This window comes from Mycolicibacterium sp. XJ879 (genome assembly GCF_053483935.1).
In genome coordinates, this window is the sequence record NZ_JBEFTH010000006.1 from 198,712 (window position 1) to 213,252 (window position 14,541).

Below are 14,541 nucleotides of genomic sequence, written 5' to 3' on the forward strand. Positions count from 1 at the left end.
TGTGGATCGTTTCGGCCGGGTGAAGCTGACCAACCCCGACAAGGTGCTGTACCCCGCGACGGGCACCACCAAGGCGCAAGTGTTCGACTATTACCTGCGCATCGCCGAGGTGATGATCCCGCACATCGCGGGGCGTCCCGTCACCCGCAAGCGCTGGCCCAACGGCGTCGAGGAGTCGTCGTTCTTCGAAAAGCAACTCGCATCGTCGGCGCCGGACTGGCTGGACCGCGGCACCATCGTGCACAAGTCCGGCACCACCACATATCCGGTCATCAACACCGTCGAGGGCGTCGCGTGGCTGGCGCAGCAGGCGTCATTGGAGGTGCACGTTCCGCAGTGGCGGTTCGTTACGGGCGCGCGCAGTGGGGAGAGGGGTGACACGTTCAAGCCCGGCCCGGCCACCCGTATCGTCTTCGACCTCGACCCGGGCGAGGGCGTCACGATGAAGCAGCTGTGCCGGGTCGCCACAGCGGTACGAGACCTGATGAGCGACATCGGGCTGACGACCTTTCCGCTCACCAGCGGCAGCAAGGGGCTGCATCTGTATGCACCGCTGGACGATCCGGTCAGCTCGCCGGGCGCCTCGGTGTTGGCCAAACGCGTTGCGCAGCAACTGGAAAAGGCGATGCCCAAACTCGTCACCGCGACCATGACCAAGAGCCTGCGCACCGGGAAGGTGTTCCTCGACTGGAGCCAGAACAACGCGGCCAAGACGACGATCGCGCCGTATTCGCTTCGCGGACGCGAACATCCGACCGTCGCCGCGCCGCGCACCTGGGAGGAGATCGAGGACCCGAAGCTGCGTCATCTCAACCTCGACGAGGTGCTGACCCGCGTCGAAGAGATGGGCGATCTGCTCGCCGAACTCGACGAGGCGGTACCCATCGCCGACCGGTTGACCACCTACCGCAGCATGCGCGACCCGTCGAAAACCCCCGAGCCGGTACCCAACAAGCCGCCGAAGGCCGGCGACAACAACCAGTTCGTCATCCAGGAACACCATGCGCGACGGCTGCACTACGACCTGCGCCTCGAACGCGACGGCGTGCTGGTGAGCTGGGCGGTGCCCAAGAACCTGCCCGAAACGCCAGCCGAGAACCGGCTCGCCGTGCACACCGAGGACCACCCACTGGAGTACCTGACCTTTCACGGTGAGATCCCCAAAGGCGAGTATGGCGGCGGCAAGATGATCATCTGGGATTCGGGAATATACGAAACCGAGAAGTTCAACGATGTGCCACCGGACGGCGCCGCGAAAGGCGGCGAAGTCATCATCACCCTGCACGGCGACAAGATCCGCGGGCGGTACGCGCTGATCCAAACCGACGGGAAGAACTGGCTGGCCCACCGGATGAAGGACCAAAAGGACCCGCACGTCGGCGATCTCGCGCCCATGCTGGCCACCGAGGGATCGGTGGCCAAGCTCAAGGCGGGCCAGTGGGCGTTCGAGGGTAAGTGGGACGGCTACCGGGTGCTGGTGGAGGCCGACCGCGGCAGGCTCAGCATACGTTCGCGGCGCGGCCGCGACGTCACCGCCGAGTATCGCCAATTCGAGGCGCTCGCAGCCGATCTCGCCGACCATCACGTGATCCTCGACGGCGAGGCGGTGGCACTGGACGAGTCGGGTGTGCCGAGTTTTTCCGAGATGCAGAACCGGGCCCGTTCCACCCGGGTGGAGTTCTGGGCATTCGACATCCTGAATCTGGACGGCCGCTCGCTGCTGCGCGCCAAGTACTCCGACCGCCGGAAAATCCTCGAAGCCTTGGCTGCGGGCGGCGCGCTGATCGTGCCCGAACCGCTGCCCGGCGACGGCCCCGAGGCACTCGAGCAGGCCAAGAAGAAACGGTGGGAGGGCGTCGTCGCCAAGAAACGCGACTCGACCTACCAGCCGGGGCGACGCTCAGCGTCGTGGATCAAGGATAAGCTGTGGAACACCCAGGAAGTCGTGATCGGCGGCTGGCGCCAAGGCGAGGGCGGACGCTCGAGCGGGATCGGCGCGCTGGTGCTCGGGATTCCGGACCCAGACAATCCAGCTGGAGGACTGCAGTTCGTCGGTCGCGTCGGCACCGGCTTCACCGACAAGGCCCTCGCCGATCTCAAGAACACCCTCAAACCGTTGGAGACCGACGAAAGCCCGTTCAACGACCGGCTGCCTCGCCAGGACGCCAAGGGCGTCACGTTCGTGCGGCCCGAACTGGTCGGCGAGGTGCGCTACAGCGAACGCACCTCCGATGACCGTCTGCGCCAGCCGAGTTGGCGCGGCCTGCGGCCCGACAAGGAGCCCGACGAGGTCAGCTGGGAGTAGGAATGCGCCAAAGAAGTGTCAACTGCCCGAACTATGGGTACTGACCACTTCGTCGGGGAACGTAACGCCACCTCAGGGGATGAGCAATGCACAAAATCAGCGTGAAACGCGGGGCTCTCGGTCTACTCATGTCAGGGGCGGTCGGCGGGCTGGCTGCGACGACGATTGCGCTGCCCACGGCCGCCGCGCAGCCGCAATGCACCGCAGCCGGGTTGAGCACTGCGCTCGGTTCGGTGTCCACCGCGACGGGCGACTACCTGGCGAGCCACTCCGGGGCAAACGACGTCGTCACCAATGCCGGCGCGATGCCGCCCGGTGAGGGCGAAAACGCGATCCGCGCATATTTCGTCGCCCATCCGCAGGAGTGGGCTGATCTGCAAGCGATCGCCCAGCCCCTGCGTACCTTGCGCGAACAGTGCAATGTCGACGTGGCGCCCGCCCAGATCGCGCGGTTGTTCGACGCGATGGCGTCGTGAGTTCACTGGCACCCATCGCCCGCTGGGACGCTGAACTCGTGGTTACGATGGAGTTGGCCATGGGTTGAGCACACGGGTCCGGGGACCATCACCTTCGAGAATGAGGTGATCGCGATCAGTATCACTTCGTGCCACGTTCATCGACCGGAACGAAGCCAGGTCGAGATAACCGACGCTGCGGACGCCGAGGAATACCTCGAGGACGTCTACGGGGTGCGGCTGCGACTGTCACGCAAACAGGTCGGTGTCCGCGAGGGCCCGTTGTTGATGCACTCGCGAACGGCCGTGGGGCCCTTCGCGATTGACGAAATCATCGCACCCGGGCACTTGGCAGCCGCACCAGATCCGCTCAACAGGGTTGTGGTGGTGTGGACGACCCGCGGCTGGTTCGACACCGACTGCGACGGTCTGACGAGCGAGGCCACGGTTGGCGACATCACGGTGACCTCCCAGCCCCACCTGCCGCACTGTGCCACCTCACAGGATCTCGCAAGCACGACGTTGCTGCTGGACCCAGCGGTGGTGGCCGGTGTGGCGACGGGTCTGCCAAGCAGCCATGCCCCCCTTCCTGTCCGGTTCTCCAGTTTTGCACCCGTTGACCTGGCTGCCGCGCGGCTGTGGAAGAACACCGTCGACTATGTGCGGCGAAATGTTGTGGCCGACGACTGTTTCGCCACACCGCTCGTTTTGGGTCAGGCGGGCCGGCTGCTGGCAGCGGTAACCCTGTCGACGTTCCCGAACTCGGCTGCCAGCCAGCCCTCACCCCATGACTACACCGACCACAAGCCGGTGTTGCTCCGTCGCGCCATGGAGTTCGTGGAAGCCAACGTCACCACTGACATTGCGCTCGCCGACATCGCGGAGGCGGTGCATGTCACTCCCAGGGCGGTGCAGTACATGTTCCGTCGCCACCTGGAAACCACACCGCTGCAGTATCTGCGCAGGCTGCGGCTGCACTACGCCCGTCAGGAGATGTTGGCGGCCGACCGGCCGTACGACACCGTCACCGAGATCGCGGCCCGTTGGGGCTTTGCGCACACCGGCAGGTTCGCGCTGCAGTACCGGCAGACATATGGCGAGAGCCCGCACTTCACGCTGCGAGGCGGGTAGGCGAGTGAGTTTTTACAGCTTGGCGATGACCTTCTCGGCGAAGCTCTCCAGATGGCGGATTTTGGTGTCCAGCGGTTCGGTGTCCTGACCGCTGATGTAGGGCAGCCGGAAGCCGACGATCACATCGGTGACGCCCTTGTCCTCGAGGCGTTTGATCCCGTCCAAGGTGAAGGCGTCGGCCGAGATGACGTGGATCTCGAAGGGCCCGGTATGGCCCTGCTCCACGCGAAACTGATTGAGCCGCTTGATGAGGTGATCGAGTTCCTCGGCGTGGCCCCCGCCGTGCATCCACCCGTCCCAGCGGGCTGCGCGCCGCAACGCGGCATCGGCGTGGCCGCCGATCAGGATCGGAATCGGCTTCGTCGGCGCAGGCGTCATCTTGGTTTTGGGGATGTCGTAGAACTCGCCGTGAAATTCGAAGTATTCGCCGGTGGTCAGCCCCTTGATGATCTCGATGCACTCGTCCATGCGTTTACCGCGCCTGGCGAACGGCACACCCATCAGCTCGTAGTCTTCGGGCCACGGGCTGGTGCCCACGCCGAGCCCCAGCCGGTTGTCGAAAAGCGCGGCCAGTGAACCCGCTTGCTTGGCCACCAGCGCGGGCGGGCGGATCGGCAGCTTGAGGACGAAGAAGTTGAACCGCAGCGTCGTGGTGACCGCGCACAGCGCCCCGGCGAGAACGAAGGCTTCGATGAACGCCTTACCGTCGAGGAACTCACGGTTGCCGTCGGGGGTGTAGGGATATTTGGAATCTGATTCGAACGGGTAGGCGATGCTGTCTGCGATCGTCATCGCGTGATACCCCGCCGCCTCGGCGGCCTGCGCCAGCGGAAGGTAGTACGTCGGATCCGTCATTGCCTCGGCATAGGTGAAGCGCACCCGACCATCCTAGAACGTGTTCTAGTTTGGGTTTGGGGTTTGGCGCGACGGGAATGACTTCGCGATGACTGCTGCCAAGGCCATGTACAAGCCCCTGTCGATCGCCAGCAGCGTGGTCGGCGGTCTGATCGCCGGCAAGATCTTCACCGAGATCTGGCAACGGGTGGATCCCGACGACGAGGAGCCGGATCCCAAGGACCTCAGTCGCTCAACCCGCGAGGTGTTCATCGCGGCCGCGGCACACGGGCTGGTTGTCGGCGTCGTCCGTGCGGCGCTGGCCCGCGGTCAGGCTAAAGGCTTCCAGGCGCTGACCAACGAAAACGCCGAGTAGTCAGTCGTCGGCCGGGTACGGGGGTGCGCCGACGCCGGCGACGCAATGGGTGCCCCAGGGAGTCACCTCGGTCAGGTGACCCATCGCCGTGCGGCCGTCGACGCACACCGACACCTGCTGCGGTAGCCGAAGGGCGGCGTCGGGTGTCCAGCCCAAAACCATTCCGCGCCAGTGGTACCGGCCGTCGATGGGGTCGAGGTGTCCGGTCAGCCTGACCCGCACCGAGTGGTCCATGTTGTTGACGCGGATGGCCGCCGGGCCGTCGTACACGGCAGTCATCGGGGCAGGAAGCCGCTTCTGCGCCACATGCGCCTGGCGATCGGACCCATCAAGCCGACCTCCTCGAAAAACGATGCCAGCGGCGCGAAGCCGGCCACCTTGACAGCTTGATGGTGCTTGTTGGCCAGTGCCATCTGCCGCGCCGCGCGGGCGTCAAGGCCCATCCGCCGGTACGGGACAGGGATGGTCAGCAGGTAGCGGTAGAACGGCCCACCGACACCGTGCAGGTTGCTCATCACGAACCGCTGGACGAAGCGCATATGCGGCCTGGTCCGACGCAGCCCATCGCGGGCATACTGAATGTGGCGGGCCTCCTCGGTCACATGAATTCGCATGAGGCGCTTGACAATTGGCTGCAGATCAGGATCCTCCAGAATCTGTCGCTGCAGCGCGTCGAAAATCTCCTCGCCAACCAGCGCGGCGCCCCACAGGATCGGCCCTCGGAACAGCAGCGGCAGAGCGTTGATGATGACTCGCTGCCACCGCCGGGGCTGCACCGGCTCCGCGCCGAGCCGTTCGATCACCTTGCCGAACATCACCATGTGCCGTGTCTCGTCACCGAGTTCGGTGAGCGAGTAGTGCGTCGACGCCGCCCTCACGTCCCGGTGCATCAGGTCGCGTAGAAGTGCCTGATTGAGGATGTTCTCGAACCAGATACCCGCCGACAGAATGTTCACCAGTTCCTGACGGGACAATTCGATCTGCTGCGCGCGTGTCATCGCGTCCCAGGCCGGCGTGCCGTAGAGGGTCACGATCTGTGGCGGCAGGAAGAATTTGTCAGGGTCCAGCGGTGCGTCCCAGTCGATGTCGACGGCGGGCGCATAGGACTTCTTGGCCGAGCCCTTGAGCAGGCGTTCCGCGATGGTTTCGCGCGTCGGACGAGAAGTACTGAGCGGCGTACTCATAGCTAGGAACGTAGGGACACATTCGACGCAAGTCAATACCTGCGGTACTGCATACCTGCGGTACTGACCTGGTTTGGCTGCGGCGGCCGTGGGTAAGAGGTGGTATGCGAACTGACGAGGCCGACAACGCCGCTGAGGCGCCCGACCCAGACGACCCTCGCAAACCCGAGTCCCCAACCGACCTCACCCGGCCGTCGCTGATCTACGCCATGCGCAAGGCGCTTCGAGAGTTCATGCAGGACCAGTGCACCGATCTGGCGGCGGCGCTGACGTACTACGCGACACTGTCGGTCTTTCCGGCGCTGGTGGTCATGGTGTCGTTGCTCGGGGTGTTCGGGCAAGGCCAGCGAACGGTCGACGCGTTGCTCGAGATCGTCGGCGAGGTGGCGCCGGCGTCCGCGGTCGACACGCTGCGGCCGACAATTGAGCAGTTGGTCAACGCGCCGACAGCAGGCGTCGCGTTGGTGCTGGGCGTCGTGGGCGCGCTGTGGTCGGCGTCTGGATATGTGGGCGCGCTCGGCCGAGCCATGAACCGCATCTACGAGATCGACGAGGGGCGGCCGGTATGGAAGCTGCGCCCGGTGCAGTTGATGTTGACGCTGGCCGGTCTGATGATGGCGGGCGCCGTCTTGGTGATGCTCGCGGTCAGCGGCCCTGTCGCCGAGTGGTTCGGCGATCTGATCGGGCTCGGCGATGCGGCGGTGACGGTGTGGAGCATCGCCAAGTGGCCGCTGATCCTGCTCTTCGTCGTGCTGGCGGTCGCGATCCTGTACTACGTCACACCCAACGTCGAGCAGCCGAAGTTTCGCTGGATCAGCGCCGGCGCAGCGATCGCGATCTTGGTGTGGCTGGTCGCGTCGCTGCTGTTCGGGCTCTACGTGGCGAATTTCGGCAGCTACAACCGGACCTATGGCGCGTTGGGCGGCGTCATCGTGTTCCTGCTGTGGTTGTGGATCACCAACCTCGCGTTGCTGTTCGGTGCCGAAGTGGACGCCGAACTGGAGCGTAGCCGTCAGCTGCAGGCCGGGCTGCCGGCCGAGGAGGAGTTGCAGTTGCCGCCCAAAGACGACCGTAATCTGCGCAAGTCAGCGGCCGCCGAGAAGAAGGACGTCAAGCGGGCCCGTCGGCTTCGGCTTTCGCGCGGCCGCAAACACTGAGGGCATACTGCCTGCGTGACTCGTCGAATCCACGTCATCGGCATCGGGGCCGGCGATCCCGACTATGTGACGGCGCAGGCGGTGACCGCGCTCAACGACACCCAGGTGTTCTTCGCGATGGACAAAAGCGACACCAAAGACGACCTGGTGGCGCTGCGACGCCAGATCTGCGAACGCTTCATCCGCGAACCCGGCTACCGGTTCGTGACGCTCACCGACCCGCCCAGGAACAGGATGGTCCCCGACGGTCCCGCCTACCGGCAGGCCGTCGCCGACTGGCATGCCGCACGCGCGCGCGTGTGGACGTCGGCCATCGAGACCGAACTCGGACCAGAGGGCGTCGGTGCCTTTCTGGCATGGGGAGATCCGTCGCTGTACGACAGCACCCTGCGCATCCTCGAGACCGTCGCCCGTGAAGTCGACATCACCTACGACGTCATCCCGGGGATCACCGCGGTCCAGGCGCTGACCGCGCGACATCGCATCGCGCTCAACGACATCGGGGAGCCCGTCCTGATCACCACCGGTCGGCAATTGCGCGAGCACGGCCTGACGGGTAGCGCCGTAGTGATGCTCGACGCGGACTGCGCGTTTCTCGGCTGCCCGCCTGCGACGCGCATCTGGTGGGGCGCATACCTGGGCACACCCGACGAGATGCTGGTCGCAGGCACGGTCGGCGAGGTCGGCGATCAGATCGCGCAGATGCGCGCCGACGCGCGGGCCAACCACGGCTGGATCATGGATACCTACCTGCTGCGGTCGGGCTAGGTGACGCGACGCTCACCGCCGTTGCGTTCGTTCCACCTGCGATAGACGTCGACTGCGGCCTCCAGCGGCTGATGGCGCATCGGCAACCGGCGCTGTGTCCAGTCCTTGGCGAACTCGTCGTAAAACGTGTTGAGCTCAAAGTATTTGCGGTCGTCGACGTAGTAGGGCTCATAGGCGTCACGGGTGGTCAGGAAAACGACTTCGTCTGGCGAGCAGTAGTACAACGAACCAAGACACATCGGGCACGGGTGGGCGAGGACGTAGATCGTGGTACCGGTGAGATGTTCGGTGCCCAACGTCGTGCACGCCTGACGTATCGCGAGGATCTCGGCATGTGCGGTCGGATCGTGCGTCTGGGCAACCTGATTGGCGCTTTCGGCGAGGACCTCACCGTCCTTGACGATCACGGTGGCGAACGGGCGGCCGCCCTCGTCGACGTTTCGCCGCGCGAGATCGACGGTGCGTTGCGCGAAATCCATGGCGGTCCCTCCAATGCGTCGTTGGTTTAGGCTAATGCGATGTCGTTTCTGTTGCGCGCGGCTTTGACCGGGCTCGCGTTGTGGGTGGTCACGCTGATCGTGCCCGGTATCCGGTTCGTCGGCGCGGATTCCACACTGCAGGAGATCGGCATCATCTTCGTCGTCGCGGTGGTCTTCGGTCTGGTCAACGCGGTCATCAAGCCCATCGTGCAGATCATCTCGATCCCGCTCTACATCCTCACGCTCGGTTTGATTCACATCGTCATCAACGCGCTGATGTTGTGGATCACGTCGTGGATCACCGAGAACACCACCCACTGGGGTCTCTACATCGACGACTTCTGGTGGACGGCGATCTGGGCGGCGATCGTGTTATCCCTCGTCAGTTGGCTGTTGTCGCTGGTGGTCCGAACGGCAAACTAGAGACATGCCCGAACTGCCCGAAATCGAAGCGCTCGCCGACCACCTGCGCCGCCACGCGGTGGGCCTGACCGTCGGACGCATGGACGTGGCGGCGTTCTCGGTGCTCAAGACGTTCGACCCGGCGCCGTCAGCGCTGCACGGCCAGCCCGTCACCGGCGCCGGCCGGTGGGGGAAGTATCTCGGATTACAGGTGGGTGACCTGCATTTGATCACCCACCTGTCGAGGGCGGGATGGCTGCGCTGGTCGGACAAACTGGCCGCCGCGCCGCTGAAACCGGGCAAGGGGCCCATCGCCTTACGGGTACACCTCGGAACACCTGGGGAAGCGCCGGGCTTCGACCTCACCGAAGCAGGCACCCAGAAGCGGCTCGCGGTCTGGCTCGTCGACGACCCGGCCGCAGTGCCCGGCATCGCCACGCTGGGGCCCGACGCGTTGTCGCTGGGCCCCGACGACCTGGCTGACGTGCTGAAGACCAACAGCGGGCGAATCAAAACCGTTCTCACCGACCAGAAGGTGATCGCCGGCATCGGTAATGCCTACAGCGACGAGATCCTGCATGCCGCGCGGCTGTCGCCGTTCGCGACGGCGGGCAAGCTGACCGAGGCGCAACTCGCCGCGCTGCACGACGCGATGATCAGCATCCTCACCGACGCCGTCGAACGCTCGGTCGGTCAACAGGCGGCCACGCTCAAGGGTGAGAAGCGCTCCGGGTTGCGGGTCCACGCCCGCACCGGGCTGCCCTGCCCGGTGTGCGGGGACACCGTGCGTGAAGTGTCGTTCGCCGACAAGTCATTCCAGTACTGCCCGACGTGCCAGACCGGCGGCAAGGTGCTCGCCGACCGGCGGTTGTCGCGGCTGCTGAAGTAAATGTGAGCAGCCGCGCGTCGGCCCAGGCAGGTGGGCTGCGGAACGCGGGTTGTCAGCCGATGCTCGGCGGCCGACGCTGATGGGCATGGATTACGCCAGATACGCCTCATTTTTGCCCACCGAGCACCGCCCGAATCCACCGATCGATCCGACGTCGACCTGGTGGTCGTGGCGCGGGCGCACCATCCACATCGCCCGGGCCACCGCATCCGAGGCGGCCGTGCGCGTGATGGTCATCCACGGCGGCGGCGGTTACTCGGGCGCACTGTGGCCGATCGCGGCGGCCGCCGCGCGGGAAGGCGTCGAGGTGCTGGCACCGGACATGCCGCTTTACGGTGACACCGTCGAACCCGACCCGGGCTCGGTGCGCTACCACGACTGGCTCGACATGTTGTCCGAACTCGTGGCCGCCGAGCGCGCCCATGACCGGCGCCCGCTCGTCCTGCTCGGCGCGAGCATGGGCGGCATGATGGCGTACGAAACCGCCGCGCGCACAGGTGAAGTCGCCCACATTGTCGTCACGTGCCTGCTCGACCCGGTCGATCCCGACGCCAGGCGCGCGGTGGCGCGCATCCCGGCGATCGGGCCGGTCGCACCGAAAATGATGAACGCGGTCGATCCGCTGCTCGGCGACGTGCGGGTGCCGATCCGCTGGCTGGTCGACATGAACAACATGAGCCTGAACCCGGAGTTGAGCCGGTTGTGCGCCACCGACCCGAAAGGCGGAGGCGTGCGGGTGCCGCTTGGCTTCCTCGCCAGCTGGCTGAATTTCCGGCACGCGGAGCCCGAAACCTTCCGCGCGGCACCCGTCACCCTGGTCCATCCAGCGGCGGACCGCTGGACCCCACCGGAGCTCAGCATCAACTTCCTGAACCGCATCGGCGGGCCGAAAAGCCTTGTGCTGCTGGAGAACTGCGGTCATTACCCGATCGAGGAACCGGGGCTGCGCCAGCTCGCCGACGCATTGCGCGCGGTTCGTGACGACGTGCTGTCCGGTTCGACGGGTACGGCGCCCTAGGTCGGCGGCGCCAACCGGCCGACCAAACTCACCAGCTGCTCGACGTCCATATCGCGGCTGGTCATGACTCGGTGCAGGTGAGCGTCGACCGCGTGGATCACGGTCTGGGCGGTCAACTCGGCGTCGCCACCGTCGCGGCCACACCGCGCCAAGTGGTAGGCGACCTCCCCGCAGATGTCGTTTTCGAACGCCCGAAGAGCATCGAGTTCGGCAGGCAGGCGCGGGCCGAGCCGATGCATCAGGCGGTGGAGGCCGGGATGGTCGCGGTGCAGGTCGACGACCGTCTCGAGGAGAATGCGCATGGCTTCGTCGAACGGCGGCTCTTCGTCGCGCAGCCGCTTGAAGGCCTCGTCCATACGCGCTTGGGCCGCGTTGACATGGCGCTCGGCCAACGCGCGGATCAGCGCGTGCTTATTCGGAAAGTATTGATAGAGGCTGCCGATCGACACCCCTGCCCGTTCGGCGATGCGGTTGGTCGTCGCGCTCAGGCCTTCCCGGCTGAACATCTGCGCCGCGGCCTCGAGCAACACCTCCACAGTGTCTCGTGACCGTTCCTGGCGTGGTCGTTTCCGCGGCTCGTCGATGCGCTCAGTGTACGTCGGGTCAGCTGTCCCGACAGTAAGAACCGGTGGCCGCCGACAACGCCTGTCGGTAGAGCGGATCGAGGCGGCGGGCGTCGGCGACGGCGGTGGTGGCATCCATCAGCAGCGCCGGGCAGTCCGGGCTGTGCAGCCAGTTCCACTGCTGCGCAATCTCGTCGACCATGATGCTATTCAATTCGTCGATGTGTGAACGGGACTGCGACAGATCGGGGGCGGTGGTGGGTGCGGTCGCCGGCTCGAATTTCCACTGGCCGAAGCGGATGTACTGGATGCCCTCGGTGGCGTCGATCTGGTCGCCGAACACCGTGCGCACATAGCCCTGATCGACCCCGCGTGCGGTGGCGGCCGCGGCTACCGCGCCGAGGACCGCGTCGGCGCGCTGCCGGTCGGTGATCTGTCCGCCGCGCAGCCACTTGGCCGCAGCCACCGGGTCGGCGGTGGCCAGCCGCTGCGCCGCGGTGTCGACCAGCCGGTGCAGCGGGCCGACGGGGTCAGCGTGAGCGGTCGCCGTGGAGACCGCGACGCACAAGGTCACCAGCACAAATGCCGCGATGCGCAGAAGAACCATGCGCTCATCTTGACGTTGCCTCGGCTGGCTTAGTCTGTCGGGGTGACTCGGCAGAAGATCCTGATCACCGGCGCGAGCTCTGGCCTGGGCGCCGGGATGGCCCGCGCATTCGCCGCCAAGGGCCGCGACCTCGCGCTGTGCGCCCGCCGCACCGACCGCCTCGACGAACTGCAGGCCGAACTGCTCGGCCGCCATCCCGGCATCAACGTCGCCGTCGCCACCCTCGACGTCAACGATCACGATCAGGTGCCGAAGGTGTTTCGCGAGCTCTGTCAGGAACTGGGCGGCATCGACCGGATCATCGTCAACGCCGGCCTCGGCAAGGGGGCGCCGCTGGGGACGGGCAAGCTGTGGGCCAACAAGGCCACCATCGAGACGAACCTCGTTGCGGCACTTGTCCAGATCGAAACGGCGCTGGAGATGTTCAAGGAAACCGGCGGCGGCCATCTGGTGCTCGTCTCGTCGGTGCTCGGAAACAAAGGTGTGCCGGGCGTGAAGGCCGCCTACGCCGCGAGCAAGGCCGGTGTCACGTCGCTGGGCGAGTCGCTGCGCGCGGAGTACGCCACGGGCCCGATCAAGGTGACCGTCCTCGAACCCGGGTACATCGAATCCGAGATGACTGCGAGATCCGCATCGACGATGTTGATGGCCGACAACGAAACCGGCGTGCGTGCGATGGTCTCGGTCATCGAACGTGAAAGCGGGCGTGCCGCGGTGCCGTGGTGGCCGTGGGCGCCGCTGGTGCAGTTGTTGCGGGTGCTGCCGCCCCGGTTCACCAAACCGTTCGCGTAGGCCAACCGTGTAGCGGATTGCGCTACCGGGTAAAGGCAGCGCCATGAAGGTGTTGTTGACTGGTGGGACGGGATTTGTCGGCGCGTGGACGGCCAAGGCCGTCGCCGAGGCGGGACATCAAGTGAGGTTCTTGGTCCGCGATCCGGCGCGGCTCGCGACCAGCGCCGCGCAGATCGGCGTAGCCACCGACGATTACGCGATCGGCGACATCGCCGACGCCGAGTCGACGGCCGCGGCGATGGACGGCTGTGACGCCGTGATCCATTCCGCGGCAATGGTATCCATCGATCCACGGCAGGCCGGCGTCATGTTGCAGACCAACCTCGACGGCGCGCGAAATGTGCTCGGCTCGGCGGCCGAGCGTGGCCTCGATCCGATTGTGCACGTTTCGAGTTTCACAGCCTTGTTCCAACCAGGCTGCCGCACCCTGCACGCCGACCTCCCGGTGACAGGGGGAACAGACGGCTACGGCAAATCCAAGGCGGCGGTGGAGAAGTACGCACGAGGCCTTCAGGAGGACGGTGCGCCGGTCGCCATCACGTATCCGGGCATGGTGCTCGGACCGCCGGCGGGTAATCAGTTCGGTGAAGCGGCCCAAGGCGTTCAGGCAGCGGTGCAGATGCGTGGAGTGCCCGGTCGCGGTGCGGCGTGGACGGTGGTCGACGTTCGAGACCTCGCCGCGCTGCACGCGGCGCTGCTGGAACCCGGTAGAGGACCCCGTCGCTACATGGCGGGCGGCAAACGCGTGCAGACCGCTGACCTGGCGGCGTTGATTGGCCGCGCAGCGGACGCCTCACTTTGGGTGTACCCGGTTCCGGACGTTTTACTTCGCAATATCGGACGGGTGGTCGACGTGGTCGGGCCCTATCTTCCGTTCGCCGCACCGCTGACCGGGGCGGCGATGCAGTACTACACGCAGATGCCGTCCTGCGACGATTCGCCGAGCGAAATGGAGCTCGGCATCACCTATCGTGACCCGCAGGAAACGCTGGCGGACACCGTTTCCGGGCTCCGACAGGTCGGTAGGTTGTGAAGATTCGATGTTTCATCGGCTGCCGGTGGTGGTAGTCCGAAAGCATGAACGTAAAACTGACGAAGATGACGCCCCTGTTGTTCGCAAGCGCTGCCGCAGCGGCCATCGCAGTTGCGCCTGTCGCCGGTGCCCAGCCGCCACCACCGCCGTGTGTCAACGCCGACGGTACCCCGTGCGCCACTACCGGCAACATCGAAGCCGGCCCCGGTGGCGGTGCCGAGGTGGACGTCCCCGGCGGCCCCCAGGGTTCGGCTGACCTCGGCGGCGCCGAGGGGGTAATCCCCGGCGGCCCTGAGGGTTCGGCTGGACCCGGCGGTGCCAGCGGTTCGTTGGCTCCCGGCGGTCCCGGCGGTGCGGCCGGCCCCGGCGGTGCGAGCGGCTGCCTGCCGAACGTCGGGTGCATCAACATTCCGGCCCCGTAATGGTTAACTAGCCACAGCTACGCGCGCGGCGCACACTCCATCAGGGGTGTGCGCCGTGTTGCGTTCGGCAGGCGCATCGCGAGTGTGCATATCCATACACCCGCGCCGGCATGTCGCGTATGAAAT

General features: G+C 66.0%; 18 protein-coding genes. 12 read left to right on the forward strand and 6 right to left on the reverse strand.

Annotated features, from left to right (window positions below):
* Position 1: 1 nt before the first annotated feature.
* The 3 genes from ABQF13_RS16170 to ABQF13_RS16180 all read left to right on the forward strand — a co-directional run bounded on the left by ABQF13_RS16170 (position 2) and on the right by ABQF13_RS16180 (position 3,891).
* On the forward strand, positions 2-2,305 hold the full coding sequence (locus tag ABQF13_RS16170; RefSeq protein ID WP_448393776.1) for an ATP-dependent DNA ligase: 2,304 nt from the start codon (positions 2-4) through the stop codon (positions 2,303-2,305).
* Positions 2,306-2,433: 128 nt separating this feature from the next.
* A complete protein-coding gene (locus tag ABQF13_RS16175) occupies positions 2,434-2,781 on the forward strand; it encodes a hemophore-related protein (protein ID WP_448393777.1) in 348 nt (115 codons plus the stop codon).
* Positions 2,782-2,886: 105 nt separating this feature from the next.
* On the forward strand, positions 2,887-3,891 hold the full coding sequence (locus ABQF13_RS16180) for a helix-turn-helix transcriptional regulator (protein WP_448393778.1): 1,005 nt from the start codon (positions 2,887-2,889) through the stop codon (positions 3,889-3,891).
* 12 nt (positions 3,892-3,903) lie between these two features.
* Here the strand turns inward: ABQF13_RS16180 and ABQF13_RS16185 are convergent, their stop codons facing one another.
* The gene (locus tag ABQF13_RS16185) at positions 3,904-4,770 is read right to left on the reverse strand and encodes an LLM class flavin-dependent oxidoreductase (RefSeq protein ID WP_448393779.1); all 867 of its coding nucleotides are present in this window, start codon (positions 4,768-4,770) and stop codon (positions 3,904-3,906) included.
* Positions 4,771-4,834: 64 nt separating this feature from the next.
* Here ABQF13_RS16185 and ABQF13_RS16190 point away from each other — a divergent pair, with 64 nt between their 5' ends.
* Entirely contained in the window at positions 4,835-5,101 is a 267-nt protein-coding gene (locus ABQF13_RS16190; RefSeq protein ID WP_448393780.1) for a DUF4235 domain-containing protein, read from the forward strand.
* Here ABQF13_RS16190 and ABQF13_RS16195 read toward each other — a convergent pair whose 3' ends face one another.
* The gene (locus tag ABQF13_RS16195) at positions 5,102-5,380 is read right to left on the reverse strand and encodes a DUF4873 domain-containing protein (RefSeq protein WP_448393781.1); all 279 of its coding nucleotides are present in this window, start codon (positions 5,378-5,380) and stop codon (positions 5,102-5,104) included. It abuts the gene before it with no gap.
* Positions 5,377-6,285: an AurF N-oxygenase family protein gene (locus ABQF13_RS16200; protein WP_448393782.1), complete on the reverse strand. Its 909-nt coding sequence runs from the start codon at positions 6,283-6,285 to the stop codon at positions 5,377-5,379. The genes ABQF13_RS16195 and ABQF13_RS16200 overlap by 4 nt, the downstream gene beginning before the upstream one ends.
* 104 nt (positions 6,286-6,389) lie before the next feature.
* On the opposite strand from ABQF13_RS16200, the gene ABQF13_RS16205 reads away from it, so the two are divergent.
* Together ABQF13_RS16205 and cobF are read left to right on the forward strand one after the other, a co-directional pair.
* Positions 6,390-7,442 (forward strand): YihY/virulence factor BrkB family protein, encoded by a 1,053-nt coding sequence (locus tag ABQF13_RS16205; protein ID WP_448393783.1) that lies wholly within the window; start codon positions 6,390-6,392, stop codon positions 7,440-7,442.
* Positions 7,443-7,457: 15 nt separating this feature from the next.
* Positions 7,458-8,210, forward strand: a complete 753-nt coding sequence (cobF, locus tag ABQF13_RS16210) for a precorrin-6A synthase (deacetylating) (protein WP_448393784.1) — start codon at positions 7,458-7,460, stop codon at positions 8,208-8,210.
* Here the strand turns inward: cobF and ABQF13_RS16215 are convergent.
* Complete coding sequence (locus tag ABQF13_RS16215) at positions 8,207-8,689, reverse strand: nucleoside deaminase (protein WP_448393785.1); 483 nt, start codon at positions 8,687-8,689, stop codon at positions 8,207-8,209. The genes cobF and ABQF13_RS16215 overlap by 4 nt on opposite strands.
* Before the next feature lie 39 nt (positions 8,690-8,728).
* On the opposite strand from ABQF13_RS16215, the gene ABQF13_RS16220 reads away from it, so the two are divergent.
* The 3 genes from ABQF13_RS16220 (at position 8,729) to ABQF13_RS16230 (ending at position 10,998) form a co-directional block, all read left to right on the forward strand.
* The gene (locus ABQF13_RS16220) at positions 8,729-9,112 is read left to right on the forward strand and encodes a phage holin family protein (RefSeq protein ID WP_448393786.1); all 384 of its coding nucleotides are present in this window, start codon (positions 8,729-8,731) and stop codon (positions 9,110-9,112) included.
* A gap of 4 nt (positions 9,113-9,116) precedes the next feature.
* Positions 9,117-9,980 (forward strand): Fpg/Nei family DNA glycosylase, encoded by an 864-nt coding sequence (locus ABQF13_RS16225; protein ID WP_448393787.1) that lies wholly within the window; start codon positions 9,117-9,119, stop codon positions 9,978-9,980.
* Between the two features lie 85 nt (positions 9,981-10,065).
* Positions 10,066-10,998 (forward strand): alpha/beta hydrolase, encoded by a 933-nt coding sequence (locus tag ABQF13_RS16230; protein ID WP_448393788.1) that lies wholly within the window; start codon positions 10,066-10,068, stop codon positions 10,996-10,998.
* Here the strand turns inward: ABQF13_RS16230 and ABQF13_RS16235 are convergent.
* Positions 10,995-11,534 carry a TetR/AcrR family transcriptional regulator gene (locus ABQF13_RS16235; RefSeq protein WP_448393789.1) on the reverse strand — a complete coding sequence of 180 codons (540 nt, stop codon included), beginning with the start codon at positions 11,532-11,534 and terminating at the stop codon, positions 10,995-10,997. The genes ABQF13_RS16230 and ABQF13_RS16235 overlap by 4 nt on opposite strands.
* Positions 11,535-11,601: 67 nt before the next feature.
* Positions 11,602-12,168: a chorismate mutase gene (locus ABQF13_RS16240; protein ID WP_448393790.1), complete on the reverse strand. Its 567-nt coding sequence runs from the start codon at positions 12,166-12,168 to the stop codon at positions 11,602-11,604.
* 42 nt (positions 12,169-12,210) lie between these two features.
* Between ABQF13_RS16240 and ABQF13_RS16245 the strand changes: the two genes are divergently transcribed.
* The 3 genes from ABQF13_RS16245 to ABQF13_RS16255 are packed head-to-tail and all read left to right on the forward strand — an operon-like array spanning position 12,211 to position 14,415.
* Positions 12,211-12,960, forward strand: a complete 750-nt coding sequence (locus ABQF13_RS16245) for an SDR family oxidoreductase (RefSeq protein WP_448393791.1) — start codon at positions 12,211-12,213, stop codon at positions 12,958-12,960.
* A gap of 43 nt (positions 12,961-13,003) precedes the next feature.
* Positions 13,004-13,993 carry an NAD-dependent epimerase/dehydratase family protein gene (locus ABQF13_RS16250; RefSeq protein ID WP_448393792.1) on the forward strand — a complete coding sequence of 330 codons (990 nt, stop codon included), beginning with the start codon at positions 13,004-13,006 and terminating at the stop codon, positions 13,991-13,993.
* A 44-nt stretch (positions 13,994-14,037) separates the two neighbouring features.
* On the forward strand, positions 14,038-14,415 hold the full coding sequence (locus ABQF13_RS16255; protein ID WP_448393793.1) for a hypothetical protein: 378 nt from the start codon (positions 14,038-14,040) through the stop codon (positions 14,413-14,415).
* The last annotated feature ends 126 nt before the right edge of the window (positions 14,416-14,541 follow it).